Origin of the sequence: Anaerobium acetethylicum (assembly GCF_900096945.1) — a bacterium.
Taxonomy (GTDB): Bacteria; Bacillota; Clostridia; order Lachnospirales; family Lachnospiraceae; genus Anaerobium; species Anaerobium acetethylicum.
Genome location: NZ_FMKA01000005.1, coordinates 1 through 19,846 on the forward strand (window position 1 = coordinate 1; position 19,846 = coordinate 19,846).

The 19,846-nt window shown below is 43.0% G+C and carries 18 protein-coding genes and 1 riboswitch; of the genes, 16 read left to right on the top strand and 2 right to left on the bottom strand.

The annotated features are described in order from the left end of the window. Nucleotides 1-214 precede the first annotated feature (214 nt). The 4 genes from BJR36_RS06325 (at nucleotide 215) to groL (ending at nucleotide 4,190) form a co-directional block, all read left to right on the top strand. Nucleotides 215-1,009, top strand: coding sequence for a Cof-type HAD-IIB family hydrolase (locus BJR36_RS06325; RefSeq protein ID WP_091231728.1), 795 nt, complete (start codon nucleotides 215-217; stop codon nucleotides 1,007-1,009). 46 nt (nucleotides 1,010-1,055) lie between these two features. Further along, on the top strand, nucleotides 1,056-2,012 hold the full coding sequence (locus BJR36_RS06330) for a DNA-3-methyladenine glycosylase family protein (RefSeq protein ID WP_242875481.1): 957 nt from the start codon (nucleotides 1,056-1,058) through the stop codon (nucleotides 2,010-2,012). Nucleotides 2,013-2,213: 201 nt separating this feature from the next. Further along, entirely contained in the window at nucleotides 2,214-2,498 is a 285-nt protein-coding gene (locus tag BJR36_RS06335; RefSeq protein WP_091231730.1) for a co-chaperone GroES, read from the top strand. 69 nt (nucleotides 2,499-2,567) lie between these two features. Further along, nucleotides 2,568-4,190: a chaperonin GroEL gene (groL, locus tag BJR36_RS06340; RefSeq protein WP_091231732.1), complete on the top strand. Its 1,623-nt coding sequence runs from the start codon at nucleotides 2,568-2,570 to the stop codon at nucleotides 4,188-4,190. Nucleotides 4,191-4,310: 120 nt separating this feature from the next. Here the strand turns inward: groL and BJR36_RS06345 are convergent, their stop codons facing one another. Continuing rightward, nucleotides 4,311-4,985 (bottom strand): hypothetical protein, encoded by a 675-nt coding sequence (locus BJR36_RS06345; protein WP_091231735.1) that lies wholly within the window; start codon nucleotides 4,983-4,985, stop codon nucleotides 4,311-4,313. 373 nt (nucleotides 4,986-5,358) lie between these two features. Here BJR36_RS06345 and BJR36_RS06350 point away from each other — a divergent pair, with 373 nt between their 5' ends. The 12 genes from BJR36_RS06350 (at nucleotide 5,359) to purH (ending at nucleotide 18,744) form a co-directional block, all read left to right on the top strand. After that, nucleotides 5,359-5,853 carry a DUF6106 family protein gene (locus BJR36_RS06350; protein ID WP_091231738.1) on the top strand — a complete coding sequence of 165 codons (495 nt, stop codon included), beginning with the start codon at nucleotides 5,359-5,361 and terminating at the stop codon, nucleotides 5,851-5,853. A 293-nt stretch (nucleotides 5,854-6,146) separates the two neighbouring features. Continuing rightward, entirely contained in the window at nucleotides 6,147-7,601 is a 1,455-nt protein-coding gene (gene guaB / locus BJR36_RS06355; RefSeq protein WP_091231741.1) for an IMP dehydrogenase, read from the top strand. A gap of 320 nt (nucleotides 7,602-7,921) precedes the next feature. After that, nucleotides 7,922-8,761 (top strand): phosphate ABC transporter substrate-binding protein, encoded by an 840-nt coding sequence (locus tag BJR36_RS06360; RefSeq protein ID WP_091231743.1) that lies wholly within the window; start codon nucleotides 7,922-7,924, stop codon nucleotides 8,759-8,761. A gap of 38 nt (nucleotides 8,762-8,799) precedes the next feature. Further along, nucleotides 8,800-9,756 (top strand): phosphate ABC transporter permease subunit PstC, encoded by a 957-nt coding sequence (gene pstC, locus BJR36_RS06365; protein ID WP_330387835.1) that lies wholly within the window; start codon nucleotides 8,800-8,802, stop codon nucleotides 9,754-9,756. Next, nucleotides 9,756-10,940 carry a phosphate ABC transporter permease PstA gene (pstA, locus tag BJR36_RS06370; protein ID WP_091231745.1) on the top strand — a complete coding sequence of 395 codons (1,185 nt, stop codon included), beginning with the start codon at nucleotides 9,756-9,758 and terminating at the stop codon, nucleotides 10,938-10,940. The genes pstC and pstA overlap by 1 nt, the downstream gene beginning before the upstream one ends. Nucleotides 10,941-10,951: 11 nt before the next feature. Then, nucleotides 10,952-11,716: a phosphate ABC transporter ATP-binding protein PstB gene (gene pstB, locus BJR36_RS06375; protein WP_091231748.1), complete on the top strand. Its 765-nt coding sequence runs from the start codon at nucleotides 10,952-10,954 to the stop codon at nucleotides 11,714-11,716. A 72-nt stretch (nucleotides 11,717-11,788) separates the two neighbouring features. Continuing rightward, complete coding sequence (phoU, locus tag BJR36_RS06380; RefSeq protein WP_169823607.1) at nucleotides 11,789-12,448, top strand: phosphate signaling complex protein PhoU; 660 nt, start codon at nucleotides 11,789-11,791, stop codon at nucleotides 12,446-12,448. Between the two features lie 135 nt (nucleotides 12,449-12,583). After that, complete coding sequence (locus tag BJR36_RS06385) at nucleotides 12,584-13,288, top strand: response regulator transcription factor (RefSeq protein WP_091231751.1); 705 nt, start codon at nucleotides 12,584-12,586, stop codon at nucleotides 13,286-13,288. Nucleotides 13,289-13,299: 11 nt separating this feature from the next. Next, complete coding sequence (pnpS, locus tag BJR36_RS06390; RefSeq protein ID WP_091231754.1) at nucleotides 13,300-15,060, top strand: two-component system histidine kinase PnpS; 1,761 nt, start codon at nucleotides 13,300-13,302, stop codon at nucleotides 15,058-15,060. A 55-nt stretch (nucleotides 15,061-15,115) separates the two neighbouring features. After that, the gene (locus BJR36_RS20225) at nucleotides 15,116-15,274 is read left to right on the top strand and encodes a hypothetical protein (protein ID WP_207648830.1); all 159 of its coding nucleotides are present in this window, start codon (nucleotides 15,116-15,118) and stop codon (nucleotides 15,272-15,274) included. A 64-nt stretch (nucleotides 15,275-15,338) separates the two neighbouring features. Next, complete coding sequence (locus tag BJR36_RS06400) at nucleotides 15,339-16,826, top strand: methyltransferase (protein ID WP_091231757.1); 1,488 nt, start codon at nucleotides 15,339-15,341, stop codon at nucleotides 16,824-16,826. Between the two features lie 125 nt (nucleotides 16,827-16,951). Continuing rightward, a riboswitch (ZMP/ZTP riboswitch) is annotated at nucleotides 16,952-17,035 on the top strand. Nucleotides 17,036-17,184: 149 nt separating this feature from the next. Beyond that, a complete protein-coding gene (gene purH / locus BJR36_RS06405; RefSeq protein ID WP_091231760.1) occupies nucleotides 17,185-18,744 on the top strand; it encodes a bifunctional phosphoribosylaminoimidazolecarboxamide formyltransferase/IMP cyclohydrolase in 1,560 nt (519 codons plus the stop codon). Nucleotides 18,745-18,759: 15 nt separating this feature from the next. Here purH and BJR36_RS06410 read toward each other — a convergent pair whose 3' ends face one another. Beyond that, nucleotides 18,760-19,695, bottom strand: coding sequence for an AraC family transcriptional regulator (locus tag BJR36_RS06410; protein ID WP_242875482.1), 936 nt, complete (start codon nucleotides 19,693-19,695; stop codon nucleotides 18,760-18,762). Nucleotides 19,696-19,846: the final 151 nt, after the last annotated feature.

The following is a 19,846-nucleotide window of genomic DNA, read 5'->3' on the forward strand; positions in this document are numbered from 1 at the left end:
AGCGTTGGAATATAAATTGTAGAGCCGTATACGAGACCCGTACGTACGGTTCAATGAGAGGGAAATAATACTAGCTATTATTTCTCTACTCTATTAGAGAAAATCCAAAGAGTTTCGCAAGCGAAACTCTTTGTTGTCATATGGACATAATGGGAAATTCATGATATAAAAAGTAGTGAAGGCCGTAGAGTTACAGTTCTAAAGGAGTAAGAATATGAGTAGGAAAGCAGTTTTTTTTGATATTGACGGAACTTTATATGACGATAAGCTTGGGATTATCGACAGCACCAGGAAGGCGATCAGGCAGCTGGTTGAGAATGGCCATCTGGCTTTCGTATGCACGGGAAGAAGCAAAGCCCTGGTGCCGGAAGAGGATTTCCTTCCGATTGGATTCAACGGGATTGTCGCAGCCTGTGGGACATATATAGACTATGAAGGAACGAATGTTTACAATAGAGAACTTGATCCGAAGCTTGTTCGGGATTCTGTTGAAATTCTTCGAAAACACAAGCTTATTCCGGTTCTGGAAGGCGCCGAATATATTTATTTTGATAAGGAAGAATATACGGAAGAAATAGATCCGTTTGCAGGAGCAATGGAAGCTTCTATTGGGGACAGGAGAAAGCCTATTAAGGGCAATGAAGATTCAGTGAAGATCAATAAGTTTACGGTCAAGAGAAGACCGGATTCCGCAATTGAAGAGGCATGCAGGGAGCTGGCATCAGATTTTGAACCAATTTTCCATGATTCCCATTCGATCGAATTTGTTCCTAAAAGCTTTTCAAAAGCCAGGGGAATAGAGATCATCACGGAGAAGCTTGGAATCAGCAGGGAAAATACATATGCCTTTGGCGACAGCAACAACGACATGGAAATGATAAAATACGTGCAGTATGGAATTGCCATGGGAAATAGTACCGATGCCATCCTTAAGGCGGCAGACTATATTACCGATGATATCAGGGACCATGGAATCATGAACGGACTTAAGCATTTCGGACTTATTTAGCCTGTATGATGTTTTTAATGAATAAGGAATAGAAAAGGAAGAAAAGATGAACATGCATCTGGAACGCATCAGGAGTGAAAATAATTGTATTATAATAGAAGAAACACGGAATTTTAACATCGAACAGATTCTTGAATGCGGCCAGTGTTTCCATTTTGAAAAAATATGTGATAACGAATATGCCATAGCTGCGAAAAGCCGCCTGCTTCATATAAAACAGGAAGGTGCGAGCGTGACTTTTTACAACACGGACGAAGAGACATATCGGGAGATCTGGCGTGATTATTTCGACATGGACATGGATTATGGCGGCATAATCAAAACAATCGTGGAAAACGAAAAGAACTACCTGGATCTGCATGGGCACCGGGAATCGGAACTCAGGAAGGCAGTGGAAGAGAAGGGCGGGGTACGCATCCTGAATCAGGATTTTTTTGAAACTCTGATTTCATTCATCATATCCCAGAACAAGCAGATTCCCCACATCAAGCAGATCGTCGCAGCCCTGTCAAAGCGCTACGGTACCTATCTGGGTGAAGTGAATGGGAATGACTATTACAGCTTTCCTGATGCAGAGACCCTTGCAGCGGTCACTGATGAGGAGATGCGCGCATGCAGGGTGGGATTCCGTGCCCCCTACATCCTTGATGCAAGCAGAAAAGTGGCGTCAGGCTTAATCTCTGAGGAAAGGCTCAGGGCCGCAGATCCTGCCGAGGCAAAAAGGGAGCTCTTGACCATAAAAGGAGTAGGGGAAAAGATTGCTGACTGCGTCCTCCTCTTCGGGCTTGAAAAACGTTCCGCCTTTCCTGTGGATGTATGGATCAAAAGGATCATGAACGAGCTGTATTTCGATCACGAGGCTTCCAATGTGGAAATCATGTCACTTGCAAAAGAGCTTTATGGAGAATATGGAGGTTATGCGCAGCAGTATCTTTTCTATTATGGAAGGGAGCAGAAGCTCGGGAAATCAGCCGGATGTATAGGTATACAAACGAAAAAATAAGAAAAAGCGAGAAAAAACAAGATAAAACGAGTAAAATGCAGGAATGTACCTAAATGGCAGCAGTGAAGAAACTTGCATAATCCGTTTAAATTAACTAATATATGACTATCGTTTAGCACTCATCAAATGAGAGTGCTAATAACAAAAACAGCAGGAAAATGCAATTGAAAATATGCAGAATGAAAAAGGAGGATTTCACAGATGAAATTAGTACCATTAGGAGACAGAGTCGTAATCAAGCAGTTAATTGCTGAAGAAACAACAAAATCAGGAATCGTTTTACCAGGACAGACCAAAGAAAAACCACAGCAGGCGGAAGTAGTTGCTGTAGGACCAGGTGGAGTTGTTGATGGAAAAGAAATCACAATGCAGGTTAAGGCAGGAGATAAAGTTATTTACTCCAAATATGCCGGAACAGAAGTTAAAATAGAAGAGGAAGAATTCATCATTGTTAAACAGAGCGATATTTTAGCAGTAATCGAATAATACAGATTATGGCAGCCTGCAAGGCTGAACAGCTACTAACAGAGTCGACAATAACAGGAGGTAATAATAATGGCAAAAGAGATTAAATATGGCGCAGAAGCAAGAACAGCCCTCGAAATGGGTGTCAACAAATTAGCAGATACAGTAAGGGTAACTTTAGGACCGAAAGGAAGAAATGTAGTACTCGATAAATCCTATGGAGCTCCTTTAATTACAAATGATGGTGTGACTATCGCGAAGGAAATCGAACTGGAAGACGCTTTTGAAAACATGGGCGCACAGTTAGTAAAAGAAGTTGCTACAAAGACAAACGACGTTGCCGGTGACGGAACTACAACAGCAACTGTACTCGCACAGGCGATGATTAATGAAGGAATCAAAAACCTTGCAGCAGGCGCTAACCCGATCATCTTAAGAAAAGGCATGAAGAAAGCCACAGATGTTGCAGTAGAAGCGATTGCTGAAATGAGCAGCACGCTTACAGGAAAGAACCAGATCGCTAAGGTAGCAGCAATCTCAGCCGGAGATGAAGAAGTTGGAAATTTAGTTGCTGACGCTATGGAAAAAGTTTCAAACGACGGCGTTATTACCATCGAAGAATCAAAAACAATGAAAACGGAACTTGATTTAGTTGAAGGTATGCAGTTTGACAGAGGATACATCTCAGCTTACATGGCAACAGACATGGATAAGATGGAAGCAGTGCTTGACAATCCATACATCCTGATTACAGACAAGAAAATCAGTAACATCCAGGAAATCCTTCCAATCCTTGAACAGATTGTACAGTCTGGCGCAAGACTTCTCATTGTAGCAGAAGACATCGAAGGGGAAGCTCTTACAACATTGATCGTCAACAAATTAAGGGGAACATTCACTGTAGTAGGTGTAAAAGCTCCGGGATACGGCGACAGAAGAAAAGCGATGTTAGAAGATATTGCAATACTGACAGGCGGACAGGTCATCTCAGAAGAATTAGGCTTAGACCTGAAAGAAACAACGATCGACCAGTTAGGACGTGCAAAATCAGTTAAGATCCAGAAAGAAACCACAATCATCGTAGATGGTGAAGGAAATAAAGAATTGATTACTGGAAGAATTAACCAGATCAGAGCCCAGATTGAAGAAACTACATCAGACTTTGACAGAGAAAAATTGCAGGAAAGACTTGCTAAATTAGCAGGCGGTGTAGCTGTAATCCGTGTTGGTGCGGCAACGGAAACTGAAATGAAAGAAAACAAACTCCGTATGGAAGATGCACTTGCAGCTACAAGAGCAGCAGTTGAAGAAGGAATTATCGCAGGCGGCGGTTCAGCATACATCCATGCTTCGAAGAAAGTAGCGAAGTTTGCAGAAACCCTTGAAGGAGATCAGAAGACAGGAGCGAACATCATCCTGAAAGCTCTCGAAGCTCCGCTGTTCCATATCGCAGCAAATGCCGGATTAGAAGGCGCTGTAATCATCAGCAAAGTAAAAGAACAGGAACCAGGAATGGGATTTGATGCACTCCGTGAAGAATATGTGAACATGGTAGAGGCAGGCATTCTTGATCCAGCCAAAGTAACAAGAAGCGCTCTTCAGAACGCAACAAGTGTTGCTTCAACACTTCTCACTACAGAATCAGTTGTTGCAAACATCAAAGAGGCAGCACCGGCTATGCCAGCAGGCGGCCCTGGAATGGGAATGATGTAATCAGTATAATCAAATAGAAAATCCCCCGCTTCATCTTTTGGAAAGCGGGGGATTTTGATTGGGGCCGGAGGCTGTTTTACAGTGCCGGTTCGTTTTTGTCATGATCCTGATACAGGTTTGTTATTTAAGAAGGTACTCCAGAAACTTCACGGCATTTTCCGGTTCCGGAGCATTTGCAGGAACTGAGAATACAGGAGCTTCCGTAAATGCGTTGTTTTCTTCAAGGACGGTACTGTCATTTATCCTGATTCCGTAGGCTTTGGGTTCTTGATCGTCTTCGGTGGATGCGTAACAGAGACGGCCGCTTTCTTCCAATGAAAGGAACAATGATTCAGGAAGCAGCTCTTTCAGATCAGTGAACATCCCGTTTTTGGCGTAATACTGGAAGTTGAGTTCATCTTCTAATATTGCATCTATGGTTTCAGCTGCGATATAAGCCATAAGCTTCTGGTTGAAGGTAGAACTCATGTAATCTTCTGCTTCACGGTTGATCTGCATGGAAGTGTCCAGGAAAACCTGGTTCTCTTCAGCTTCAATTCCGGAATCCTTCAGAAAACCGGATGCGATGGTAGTTTCGTCGGGATCGAGGATGGAGGCATTTATAAATACCGCATTCAGGACTATATGGTCCGGGTTATTGACAAGGGTCGTGACAAAGCTGGTAATGGCCGCGACCAGGCAGATGGTTCCGATAATCCAGAGCTTGTAGTATTCCCAGATGTATTCAACCTTCTTTTTAAATGGCATCCCTTTCAGTTTATGTTTTTCTTCTTTTAGAAAATTCTGTGCTGACATTTTGTTCTCCTTGATTAAAGTCATATTTTAATAATAATTGTAACATAAATGCACATGAAATTTCAGCAGAAAATGGCACTTAAGAGAATTTTAATAAATTTACAGCTGTTCAGAACTGGAAAAACCTTTTAAAAGGGCGTATATTTAGGTATAATAATAACATGATACCAGGGTCAAAAGGTCATGTGTTTCATGCTTGCATGAAAAAACATGACTTTGGGACCCGCAAAACATGAGAAAGCAGCCCGAACAGGGCGGATTTCGAATGTTTTTAGGATTGTGGGAGCACAAAGTGCGGAACAATCCGCAGGTATCAATGGCAAAATACATTTTGCCACTACATCATAGCACTAGAAATTGAGGAGGTATAAGAATGAACGATTTATATGCAGAATGTCTTGTGAAAAGGAAAACACCTTCAAAACACAAAATGCTGATGGCGATGATGGTGTCGCTCACAGTGATTGTAATTGTTGCAGGGGTGTTTATTCCGCTTGTCATATATGGAGGACTTGCACTTATTGTTCTGGATGTTTTTCTTTTCAGAAATGGAGAACTTGAATACGAGTATATCTATTATGACAGGGAACTTCAGATCGATAAGATCATGGGCAGGTCAAAACGTAAGAGGGTAGCGGCTTTTGATCTCCAGAAAATGGAAATTCTTGCGCCTGCGGATTCCTACCAGCTGGATAATTATAAGTCAGGCCAGTACAGGCAGATGGATTTCACTTCTCTTGAACCGGGCCGCAGGGTTTATGTCATGGTAGTAAACGGTGATAAAGAACGAATCAAGGTAATGTTCGAACCTAACGAACAGATTCTGAAGGGAATGAAATATGCAGCACCGAGCAAGGTGACGATTTAGAGCAGCTGGCTCGTAAAAACTTCCGGAAAGTCAGCCGTCAGAAATTTATCGTTGATTTGGAAAAGATGTTTTTTGGCAGAGATGTACATATCTGTCTGGCAATTTGCATAGTTATAAGTAAAAGTTAATAAATTAGCGCCGCTTATAAGCGGCGCTAATTTATTATATTAAAATCTATGAATTGACATACACTATGATTTTTGATAAACTTGAGAAACTATAACAAAAAACTGACTGCAAAGAGGCTCCCCTTCTTTGTAGAGAAATAGGATTATGAAAGTGAGGACAATGGGATGGGTAAGATTATTGGTGAAGGAATTACATTTGATGACGTGCTTTTAGTACCGGCATATTCAGAAGTGATTCCTAGTCAGGTTGATTTATCGACTTATTTGACTAACAAGATCAAGTTGAATATTCCGATGATGAGCGCTGGCATGGACACGGTAACAGAACATAGGATGGCGATTGCCATGGCAAGACAGGGTGGAATTGGTATCATCCACAAAAACATGTCGATTGTGGCACAGGCTGAAGAGGTAGATAAGGTAAAACGTTCTGAAAATGGTGTTATCACCGATCCCTTTTATTTATCACCAGAACATACATTACAAGATGCAGACAACCTGATGTCGAAATTCAGAATTTCAGGTGTTCCTATTACGGAAGGAAGAAAGTTAGTCGGAATCATCACGAATCGTGATCTCAAATTCGAAACCGATTTCACTAAGAAGATCAAGGAATCAATGACTTCTGAAGGACTGATCACTGCACAGGAAGGCATTACCCTGGATGAAGCAAAACAGATCCTTGGAAAAGCAAGAAAAGAAAAATTGCCGATTGTTGACAAGGACTTCAATTTAAAAGGTCTTATCACAATCAAAGATATCGAAAAACAGATTAAATATCCGTTATCGGCGAAAGATTCACAGGGAAGACTTCGCTGTGGAGCGGCTGTAGGAATTACAGCAAATGTTCTTGAAAGGGTTGATGCTCTTGTAGAAGCGAAAGTCGATGTTATCGTTATCGATTCAGCTCACGGACATTCTTCAAATATCATCAACGCAGTAAAGAAGATCAAGGAAAAATATCCGGACTTACAGGTTATTGCAGGAAATGTTGCTACGGGAGATGCTACAAGAGCTCTGATAGAAGCAGGCGTAGATGCGGTTAAAGTCGGTATCGGCCCAGGATCTATCTGTACGACAAGGGTTGTAGCCGGAATAGGCGTACCTCAGGTGACAGCGGTAATGGATTCCTATGCTGTAGCCAAAGAATATAATATCCCGATCATCGCTGACGGCGGTATCAAATACTCAGGCGATATCACAAAAGCCATTGCTGCAGGTGCAAATGTATGTATGCTCGGAAGCATTTTTGCAGGCTGTGACGAAAGCCCGGGAACATTTGAATTATTCCAGGGAAGAAAATATAAGGTATACCGCGGAATGGGATCGATTGCTGCAATGGAAAACGGCAGCAAGGACCGTTACTTCCAGTCAGATGCCAAGAAACTGGTTCCTGAAGGTGTTGAAGGAAGGGTTGCTTACAAAGGAACTGTTGAAGATACGGTATTCCAGCTTCTCGGCGGTTTAAGGTCAGGAATGGGCTACTGCGGTACAGCAACCATTGAACTGCTGAAGGAAAACGGCAGATTTATTAAGATTTCGGCGGCTTCCTTAAAAGAAAGCCATCCTCATGATATCCATATAACAAAAGAAGCTCCAAATTACAGCGTAGAAGAATAGTACATAAGAAAATCTCGCGGCCTTAGCTGGATCAACGGCTGCGGATCATAAAAAATAAAAAGTGCTCCTGGGACAGAAATGTCTCAGGAGTATTTTTATTTAATAAGAAGAATATTCTGTTAAACACTTTACATAAACTTAACATAAGTGCAATACAGTCTTAACAGCATAGTGATAGATTATACATGTAAAGTAATGCAAATCAGACGGCTGAGGAATGGTTGAAGCAGGAGCCTGACTAAACATCCAGAACCCGTCAATAAAATATAAAACTGTTTTTAACAAAAAAATAACATATAAATTTCGGGAGGAATACAGGTATGAAAGTAAAGAGTATAATAGCAGCAGCTGTAGCCTGTGTATTAGCAATGGGAATTTCAGGCTGTGGAAATGAAAACTCTGCAGAGGATGATGATCGTCTGAAAGGGACAATTGTAATAACCGGATCGACTTCAGTTGAGGATATACTGACAGACATGATGGACGAGTTCGAGGCGCTTTATCCATCGGTTTCCATCGAATACACCGGAAGCGGTTCATCGGCAGGCATAAAGGACACGAAAGCCGGGGTCAATAACATCGGAGCGTCCTCCAGGGAAATCAAGGAAGAAGAAAAGGATGAGAAGCTGAAGGAGGAAGTATTTGCCTATGACGGCATAGCGGCAATCGTGAATCCGGCAAATGAAATACAGGACATCACGCTTCAGCAGCTGGCCGATATCTATTCCGGAAAAATCACAAACTGGAGTGAAATAGGCGGAAAGGATGAGACTATATTCGTGGTGTCCAGAGAAGAGAGTTCAGGAACGAGAAGTGCATTTGAGGAACTTACAGGACTACCGGATGCAGGAGGTCTTACAAGCAAAGCCGCCGTGGCAGAAGGTAACGGGCCTGTCCAGGCATCAGTTGCGGGCAATAAGAATGCCATCGGATATGTGTCCTTTGCGTATATTGATGAAAGCGTAAAGGCTTTGAAGCTTGACGGAGCGGAACCGACACCGGAGGCATCAAAGACAGGAGAATACAAACTGTCAAGACCATTCGTGTTTGTCTATTATGAAGATAAGGCTACGGAGGCCGGTCTTGCATTTCTGGAATTTGCAGTTTCAGAAGATGGCCAGTATTGTGTTGAAGATAACCACGGGATCACAGTGGACTAATTATGAATACAAGTACTATTAACGAGGAGAAGATAATTATGGATAATAACATGGGTCATAATGAAGTGAAGCCGGATTCTGTAAATGAAACCGATATCTCGATCCAGTACATGAAGAGAAATGTCAAAAGGGATATCACTGAAAAAATAGTGGAAACAATTTTTCTGCTTTGCGCGCTGGTGGGAGTGCTGTCGGTAACAGCAATCATTTTTTTCGTATTTTATAAGGGAATACGTCCGTTTACTGGTGAAGATGCTTACAGCATCAAGGATTTCCTGACAGGAACGAAATGGGCGCCGAGCGAAAACATATACGGCATATTCTATATGATTACAGCTTCTGTCCTGTCGACAGCAGGTGCGATACTCGTGGGTGTTCCGATCGGAGTTCTGACAGCGGTGTTCATTTCAGAAATTGCACCCGAGGGGCTTGTGAAAATCGTGAAACCTGCAATTGAAATACTGGCAGGAATTCCGTCAGTACTCTATGGAGCCTTCGGTCTTGGCGTTGTTGTTCCTTTAATCATGAAAATAACCCCTGAGGTTCAGGGCCAGTCTCTTCTGGCTGTTATCATAGTGCTCTCGATCATGATACTGCCTACAATCGTCTCCCTGTCCGAATCTTCAATCCGTGCAGTCCCTAAGAAATACAGAGAAGCTTCATTAGGGCTCGGAGCATCAAAGATACAGACGATTTTCCAGGTGGTTCTGCCTGCTGCAAAATCGGGAATCCTGTCTGCAACAGTACTTGGAATCGGCAGGGCAATCGGAGAGACAATGGCAGTAATGATGATTGCAGGAAATCCGACGGCGGGCATGCCGGAAAGCATCTGGTCCATGGTCAGGCCGCTTACGACTAATATCGCGATGGAAATGAGCTATGCGTCAGGAAGACAGTCTGAAATGCTCTTCGCAACAGGAGTTGTGCTCTTTATTTTTATTATGCTGGTAAATATAACCTTAATCAAATTGACAAGCAAGGCAGGTGAAAAATAATGTTATCCAGACAAGCAAAAGATACGATCGTAAAAGGACTTATTTATTTTTCGGCCGCCTCTACGGTCGGAATACTGGCAGTAATCCTGGGCTTTATAATCATCAAAGGTCTCCCGGGACTCAGTATCGATTTTCTGACCAGAGACTACGAAGACAATACCACCTATGTATATTCGGAACTTCTGGAAACGCAGGAAGGAAACAGCACTGAAGGATATTCGGAAAGGCTCGGGATCACACTTGATTTCGATGAAGAAAACGGCCTGGTCATAGCAGAAATCGATAAAGATTCTCCGGTAAGGAATGCACTTGACGGTAATGATGAAAAATACACTGTAAAAAAGGGCGATATTCTGACAAGGATCGGCGATCTCAGAATTGACAGGGAATTCAAGGAGCTTGACAGCAAGGATGAGAAGGCAGCTGCCGAATTTGTACAGAAGGCCATTGACGAGATCGATGCCGTAAAAGAAGATTCAGTCAGACTGAGAGTTGTCAGAATTGGCGGAGGGATCGTACCGATGGCTGTAACAACCATTTATATGATTATCCTGTCTCTTATGATAGCGGGTCCTGTCGGAATCCTGTCAGCTGTATATTTGAACGAGTATGCAAGACCGGGGAAAATAATGACGACCATACATTTTGCAATCAAGAACCTGGCAGGCATACCATCGATCATCTACGGGCTCTTCGGATCACTGTTTTTCGTTCAGATACTGAAGATGCAGTATTCACTGCTTGCAGGCGCTCTGACGATCAGTATTATACTTCTGCCGACAATCATTGCAACAACTGAGGAAACGCTTAAATCCATCCCAAAAACGTACCGGGAATCCTCTCTTGGGCTGGGAGCGACAAAGCTCCAGACCATAAGCAGGGTAATTCTTCCGAATGCGCTTCCAGGCATACTGGTAGCAGTCCTTCTTAGCATAGGACGTATCGTTGGCGAGTCGGCAGCGCTTCTTCTGACGGCAGGTACGGTTGCCCAGATACCGCACGCACTGTTCGGAAATTCTGCCAGCGGTGCAACGCTTACGATCAAGGCTTATACGTTGATGAAGGAAGAGAACGATCTGACCTCTGCCTGTGCAATCGGTATCGTGCTTCTTGTCATTATCATAGCGATAAATGTTGCATCTAAACTGATTACCAATAAATTCCTGAAAAAGAAAGGAATATAAGGAGATAATATATGGAAGTGAATAAGAAACCAAAATTTGAAGTGAACAATCTGAATCTTTTTTACGGCGATTTCCAGGCTCTGAAAAATATCAACATGAATATTTCAAGCAATGAAATAACGGCCTTTATCGGTCCTTCAGGCTGCGGGAAATCGACGTTCTTAAAGACGATCAACAGAATGAATGATCTTGTTCCAGGCGTGAGAATTGACGGATCGATAAAGCTTGATGGTCTCGATATCTACAGCGACATTGATGTGATCAAGCTGCGCCAGAGGGTCGGGATGGTATTCCAGCAGCCGAATCCATTTCCCATGAGCATATATGACAATGTTGCATATGGTCCAAGAATTCATGGAATCAAGAAGAAAAGCGTACTTGACGAAATCGTTGAAAAAAGTCTGAGGCAGGCTGCAATCTGGGATGAAGTCAAGGACCGTCTCAAAAGGAATGCAATCGGCGTTTCAGGCGGACAGCAGCAGAGAATCTGTATAGCGAGAGCGCTTGCAGTGCAGCCGGAGGTAATCCTGATGGATGAACCAACCTCTGCCCTTGACCCGATTTCCACACAGAAGATAGAAGACCTTGCGGTAGAACTGAAAAAGGATTACACTATTATTATGGTAACCCACAACATGCAGCAGGCAAGCCGTATTTCCGATAAGACTGCCTTTTTCCTTTCGGGAGAAGTGATTGAATTTGGAGAAACAGGCCAGATATTCAGTAATCCGAGGGATAAGAAAACTGAAAATTATATTACAGGACGTTTCGGTTGATAACGGCTGTCAAAGCAATCATGCGGGATGAAAAGAACAGCCACAAATTCATATGATTAAGGAGAGATGATTATGCCAGCAAGACAAGGATATCTTGATGAATTGGAAAAACTGAAAAATGATGTTATAAAGATGGGAAGCGTGCTTGAAGAATCAATCAACAACGTGGTTACAGCCCTTAAAAAGGTCGATGGGAAGCTGGCTGAGGATATTATAGCTTCCGACGACAAAATCGACGATTACGAAAGAAAAATTGAAAAAGCCTGCATTGCTCTGATTGCAAAGCAGCAGCCCGTTGCCTCGGATTTGAGAAGGGTGACTTCAATCATGAGGATTATCGCTGATGTTGAAAGGATTGCTGACCATTGCGCCGATATATCGGAATATATTATCAAACTTTCCAATGAGGAAGAGATAGTAATGCCGAAATATGTCATTGAAATGGTGTATGCGATGAAGCAGATGGTAGTCGATACCATCGAAAGCTTTGTAAATGAAGACCATGACCAGGCAGAGCGGGTTATTGCCGCAGATGATATTGTAGATGATTATTTTGAAAAGATTATGGATGAACTGTGCATTGCGATGAAGCATAATCCGGATAAGATACGCCAGTATTCAGAGTATCTTATGATCGTTAAATATCTGGAAAGAATGGCAGACCACGCGACGAACATCGCAGAATGGATTGAATTTATTATTACCGGTGAGCTCGAGATCGGAAAACAGTAGGATATGAACTGACATTTTGAAAGCGGATTGTTCTGATCCGCTTTTTGAATAGGTATAAGAGTAGGGTAATGATCAACAGGGGATTGGAAGTCCTGGATTTTATTGAATACGAAAAAGGAATGACGGGGTCAACAGATGAGCAGGAAAAAAATTCTGGCAGTAGATGATGAGGAGCATATTCTTGACCTGATAGAGTATAACCTTCTGGCAGGCGGTTATGATGTGCTGAAGGCTGAAACAGGCGAAGACGCTCTTGAGATAATAAAAGCAGAGCGGCCAGACATGGTGCTTCTTGATTATATGCTTCCCGGGATAGACGGGATAGAAGTTCTCAAAGCAATCCGCACGGACAGCAAATATAAAAAGCTTCCGGTCATTATGCTGACCGCAAAAAGCGATGAATTCAGCAAGGTGATAGGCCTGGAACTAGGAGCCGATGATTATCTCACTAAACCGTTCGGTGTTCACGAACTGGTTGCGAGGATCAAGGCGGTACTCCGAAGGACCGAAGGGACTGAGGATATTCCGGAGGCTGGAAATGAAGAAAAGATAACGATTGACAGAATCATGATCAACAGGACCACCAGAGTCGTCACGGTTGGCGGAAATAATGTGGAACTGTCCATGAAGGAATTTGATCTGCTCTATCTTCTGGCAAAAAACAGAGGAGTGGTATTTTCAAGGGATATGCTTCTGGAGAAAATATGGGGATATGATTATTCGGGGGAGACAAGGACTGTCGATGTGCATATCAGAAATCTGAGGAAAAAGATTGAAGAGGATGACACAAACCCAGTTTATATAAAGACTGTAAGGGGAGTCGGGTATAAGTTTGCATAACAGGAGGGCCTATGAAGAAGAAACTGTTTAGTACCTATTTTATAATTATTTTAGTAACATTATTCATATCCGGAACCGCATTCTGGAATAATGAACATAGTTTTGTCGAAGACATGGGACAGGATCTTTATCTTACCCAGGCAGAAATGCTTGTGGATGTGTTTGAGAATACGGAATTTGATGAAAAAGAAACATACGAGACTTTTGCAAGAAACTATGGAGATGACTACAGCATACGTATAACCTTAATATCCATGGACGGCACAGTAGTAGCTGACTCGCAGTCCGATCCGGCTACCATGGCGAATCATGCCAGCAGGGAGGAAGTGAAGGCAGCGATAGCGGGGGAAGCCATGAGCGTACAGCGCTATTCAAGCACGCTGAAGATGGATTACAGCTATTCGGCGGTGCCTGTTACGGATGATGAATTTGAAGGCGTATTGAGAGTGTCTGTGCCGCTGGATCAGCTGCAGACACTGGACAGCAATCTGTTCAAAACAATCCTTTTTTCACTGCTGATAGCTTCAGGTGTTGCAATCGTTATGGCAATTTATTTCAGCAGATATCTGACGAAGCCAATTGACGAAATCACCCAGGTCGCTGAAAAGATAACAGATGGAAATTATGATATGAAAATATACACGAGGCAGCATGATCAGATTGGCAAGCTTGCTGAATCGTTTAACCACATGACTGGAACATTGAAAGAAAACATGCAGAGCCTTACCGGTAAGAATGCGGAGCTTGAGGCAATACTCAGAAGCATGGCAAGCGGTGTTGTAGCGGTAAATGATTCTAATGCAGTCCTTTTCCATAATGAAACCTTTTCAAAAATGGTTGATCTTGGAAATAAAGATATCATCAAATCTTCGTTGTACAGCTTCATGAGAAGTGCCCTGATCTTCGATGTGATCGACGATGTCAGGGAAACCAGAGACACGATCGTAAGAGAGGGCAGGCTGGATATCAGGAAGGAAAAGGCTGTCCGTGTAACCGGAACCCCGCTGTTTGAAAATGAAGGCAGGATGCTCGGCGTCCTGGTTGTAATTGAGGACATAACGGAAATGAAGAAGCTGGAAAATATGAGAAGCGATTTTGTTTCGAATGTGACCCATGAGCTTAAGACACCCCTCACTTCAATCAGGGGATTCGTAGACACCCTCAAAACCGGAGCCATCCATGATGAAAAAGTAGCGATGAAATTCCTGAACATCATTGATATTGAGGCGGAAAGGCTATACAGCCTCATACAGGATATTCTGCTTCTGTCAGAAATCGAGTCAAAAAAAGACAACAACAGGGAACTGTGTGATATCACTCCAATCATGAATGAAGTGGTGGAACTCCTGGCATCAAAAGCGGGAGATGAGACCAAACTGATCTACAGGGAGGAAACGCCTCTGAGGCCTTTCTACTGCAATCACAACAGGATCAAGGAACTCATGATCAATCTGGTGGACAATGCCATCAATTATACGGAAAAAGGCTCTGTTACAATAACCTGTAAGGAAAAAGATGATAAGCTGATCATTGACGTGACTGATACAGGCATTGGTATGGAGGAAGAATATCTTGAACGGATCTTCGAACGCTTCTACAGAGTGGATAAGGGGAGGTCCAGGAAGCAGGGCGGAACCGGACTAGGGCTTTCAATTGTCAAACATATCGTAGAGAACTATCATGGAACTATCGCTGTCAGAAGCAAGGTTGGTGTGGGAACAAGTATGACGGTGGAGCTTCCTTACAAGGAAAAGGCCGTGCATTCTTTATAATTCCATGAATCAGAAAAATGAAAACGCATTTGTGCATCGTTTACAGATTAGATGGATGCAGGACCAAATGGTTGAATATACAGGTCTGGCCGGGAAGCAAGCAACATTGCAGTCCGGCCAGACCTGTATTTACGAGCTTAAAAGCCTTGCAGTCACGAACGTTATAAGTTATCATAAAAGAAAATACCAGCAGAATACAACAGCAGAGCTGTAAATACTTTGGGAAACAGAAACCAAGTGATTGCAAAGGTGTTTAAACAACCGGAAAAGAGGCATATATGATTCAGGAAAACTATCAGAATTTAATAAACAGACAGGATATCAGAAAAAATTTAATTGAAATAAAAAAGGCAATCAGGGAAGAGGACTGCAAAAGAGCCCTTGTGTACCAGACGGGAGGGAATTTCGATCTTTTTATTGAATTCCTTGGTTCAGAAGATGCCAAGACCCGAAAAAATGCAGCTTTGATCCTGGGCGAGCTTGAGGATGACGAACTGCTTCCAGTCCTTTACAATGCCTATGAAAAAGAGGAGCAGCTCTTTGTGAAGAGCGCATACCTTGTGGCGATGAGCAACTACGATTACAGGGAATATCTGGAGAGACTCAAAGAAAGACTTGAATCTCTCATGGCCAAACCGGCCGAGGAGACTGAAAGCAAGCATGTCAGAGAGGAAAGCGGAATCCTCAGGGATATGATACTGAAATATGAAAAGCCGAAAAAGCACAGATTCATTGCTTTCCACAAACCTGCTGATATCATACTGACTACCAATAAGCATCATAAGGCTACAGTTGCCAGGCAGATTCCGGAAGACAAAATCACAGAGACTGCCGGAGGTCTGAGAATACAGACAAAGGATCTGGGAAACATCCTTCCGATCAGGACATATCTGGAACTGCTGTTTCCTGTAATTGCAGATGAAGACGTGGCTCCCGAGCCTGCGCTGATAGCGGACAGGCTGGTAGAAGAGGACATTGTGGGAATGCTGGAGAACATGCATGAAGGTCCGGCACCGTTCTATTTCCGGCTTGAAATCAGAAGCAGAATGGAAATGGACAAAAAAGCTTCTTTTGCAAAGAGGCTTTCAGCAGCAATAGAAGGGAAGACCGACAGGAAGCTGATCAATTCAACTTCGAATTATGAGGTCGAGATCAGGCTCGTTGAAAACAAGGACGGCAGGTTCTATGTGATGCTTAAACTTTTTACGATTAAGGACAAGCGCTTCGATTACAGAAAAGAGACTGTTGCCGCTTCTATCCATCCGGTTACAGCGGCGCTTGTCGTGGAGCTTACAAAGGAGTTTATGAAAGAGGATGCGCAGATTCTGGATCCTTTCTGCGGAGTCGGAACCATGCTGATTGAAAGAAACAGGGCAGTCAGCGCCAGCCCTATCTACGGCATCGATTCTTTCGGGGAGGCGATAGAAAAGGCCAGAAAGAATTCCATGGATGAAAACGTAATCATCAATTACATCAACAGGGATTTCTTCGATTTCAGGCATGAATACCAGTTTGACGAAATCATTACGAATATGCCGTCGAAGACGGGAAGGATGACGGATGCGGATCTGAATCACGTATATAAGAACTTTTTTGAAAAGGCAGAGGAGGTTCTTACGGATTCTGGTGTCATCATTATGTATTCCGGCGAAAAGAATCTTGTGAAGAAATATCTGAGACTCAACCGCAACCTGAAGCTGATGAGGGAGTTCCTGATGGACCAGCGCCACGACACCTATGTATTCGTAATCGGAATGAAAGGCTGAGCCTGTCCGGACTCCGGGAAAGAGAAATTGCCAAAAAACAAGCCGGCCTTCTACAGATACAGGCAAAGATGAACAAAAATAATTTTTTGTCTTGAAAAACGAAAAATCATAGTGTACTATTAACTCATAACCTGTACGACTGGCGGATAAATGGGATTACCCATAGGGAGTACAGAAAACATCAAATGCCGACCGCCTGGGCGACCACTAAGGTTACCTGGGTGGTTTTTTTATGCACAATTACAGGCAGACATAAGCTTCCCTGTAATACATGCTGCAGCTGAAATTTTCATTAATCAGAAGGCGGAGGGACATAGCTCCAGCCTGCCTATAGCCAGAAAACGGAGGAATTAGTAAAATGAGAGCATTGATCAGTGTATCAGACAAAACCGGAATTGTAGAATTAGCGAAGGAATTAGTAGGATTAGGTGTGGAAATCATTTCAACAGGCGGTACTTACAACAAACTGAAGGAAGAGGGAGTTCCGGCAATCGAAATTTCTGAATTGACAGGATTTCCAGAATGCTTAGACGGACGTGTTAAGACACTTCATCCAATCGTACATGCAGGACTTTTAGCAATGCGTTCAAAACCGGAACACATGAAACAGCTCGAAGATTTAAATATTGAAACTATCGACATCGTAATTGTTAACCTTTACCCATTCAAGGCTACTATTTTGAAAGACGGCGTTACAAGGGATGAAGCAGTTGAGAATATCGATATCGGAGGACCTACCATGCTCCGCTCGGCAGCAAAGAACTACCAGGACGTTGCTGTTGTCGTAGATCCGAGAGACTATGATGTTGTATTGAGCCAGCTGAAGGAAAACAAGGAAGTTTCTTTAGAGACGAAATTCTACCTGATGCAGAAAGTGTTCATGCACACTTCAAACTATGACACAATGATTGCCGATTACCTGAAAAAACAGAGAAATGACACAGAATTTCCTGAAACCCTTACCATGACATTTGAAAAGGTTCAGGATATGAGATACGGCGAAAATCCTCACCAGGCAGCGGCCTTCTACAGGGAAATTGGAAAATTCAAAGGATCCCTTGCAGATGCGGTACAGCTTAACGGCAAGGAACTTTCCTTCAACAACATCAATGATACAAACGGTGCATTAGAGCTCTTGAAAGAATATACAGAACCTACGGTAGTTGCATGCAAGCACGGAAATCCATGCGGCGTCGGTTCAGCTGATACCATCATGGAAGCATGGACAAAAGCTTATGAAGCTGACAAGACTTCAATCTTTGGCGGAATCGTAGTAATCAACAGAGAAGTGACTCTTGAACTTGCAGAAGCGATGAAACAGATCTTCTTAGAAGTAATCGTAGCTCCAGGATATGAACCGGCAGCTCTTGAAGTTCTTCAGACAAAGAAAAACGTCCGCGTGCTTCAGTTAGCTGACATTTCAGTTCCACAGGCAGCAACTGCTTACGATCTGAAGAAAGTAAACGGCGGTCTTATCGTTCAGACAATCGACAGCAAGCTTCTTCCAGATGATGAATCAGAAGTGAAGGTCGTTACTGCGAATGTTCCTTCGAAGGAACAGATGGAAGACATGATGTTCGCATGGAAAATGGTTAAATTCGTTAAATCAAACGGTATTGCGCTTGCGAAAAACAAACAGTCCGTTGGTATCGGACCTGGACAGGTCAACCGCGTATGGGCTACAGAACAGGCAATCGCCCATGCTGCGGAATTAATCGGTGAAGACGCTACAAAAGGTGCAGTACTTGCATCAGACGCTTTCTTCCCGTTCTCAGACTGTGTTGAAGCTGCTCACAAAGCTGGAATCACTGCAATCATCCAGCCGGGCGGATCGGTACGTGACCAGGATTCAATCGACAAATGCAACGAATACGGAATCGCAATGGTGTTTACAGGAATGAGACACTTCAAACACTAGAATCATACATCCTTGTCATATCTTCCATTCCCTTCTGTAGGCAAGAGGAGTCATGTTTTCGCGGGCCTTGAAGAGATTGATGAAGTGGCTGACATTATGAAAGCCTGCAGAGTAGGCTATTTCATTAACGGATAAATCTGAATATTTTAAAAGTTCTTTGGCATACGAGAGCCTCGTGTTGATGATATATTCATTGACGGTGGTTCCCGTATGCTTTTTAAATTCCCTGGAAAGATGGAATTTGCTTATCCCGTATCTGGATGCCAGATCATCGAGGGAAAGCGGTTCGCGAAAATTCCTGTCTGTATATTTCATGACCGCCCTGATATATTCCGGCATCAGGATGGTGTCTGTCCTGTTTGTGCTGCCCAGGATAATGAATTCAGTCAGCAGGCTGGCTATCAGGCTTGAGGTAAGCACTTCCGTGGTGATATCTTTTTTCTGGTTGATTGCCAGTATCCTTCTGAGGGTGCTTTCAACAACGGAGCTCTCCTCTATATCCAGAATGCTGAAATCATCCTTTGTAAATTCCTCATAGTATCCGAGGGCGTTGCTGCCATTAAAATGAATCCATAAAAATTCCCAGTCGTTTCCTCTTTTTGTTTCGTAGTAGTGGTAGTCCATGCAGTTTATATAAAAACATTGCCCTGACGTCAGCGTAAAGTCTTTTTCATGATAGTGCAGAGTTCCTTCACCGGATATGGTATATACGATCAGGAAGGAGTTCAGGTTCTGCCTTTCAGTGAAATAGGGATAAGAGGTCTTGAAATAACCGATTTCCTGGGCATAGAAATAGATGGATTTTGCAGTGGCGCTAGGGCTTGCAATGAAACGGACGGAATCCTCGGACCAGGCATAGGAGGCCCTTTCGGTGTACTGGTTTTTCTCTTTTTCTTTCATTTTCATTTTTGCGTTTCCTGACGAGATACTGGTTTCTGGAAAGTCTTTCATAAATATCCTCCTTGTGTGATGCAAGATACTATTATTTTTACACAATAAAATTGGATGTAATATTTATATTAATGGCTTAGAATTAATTTGTAAAGAAGCAATATAACGTTAAAACACAAGTTTTTGCTGTTCATGTGCATCAGCAGGTACG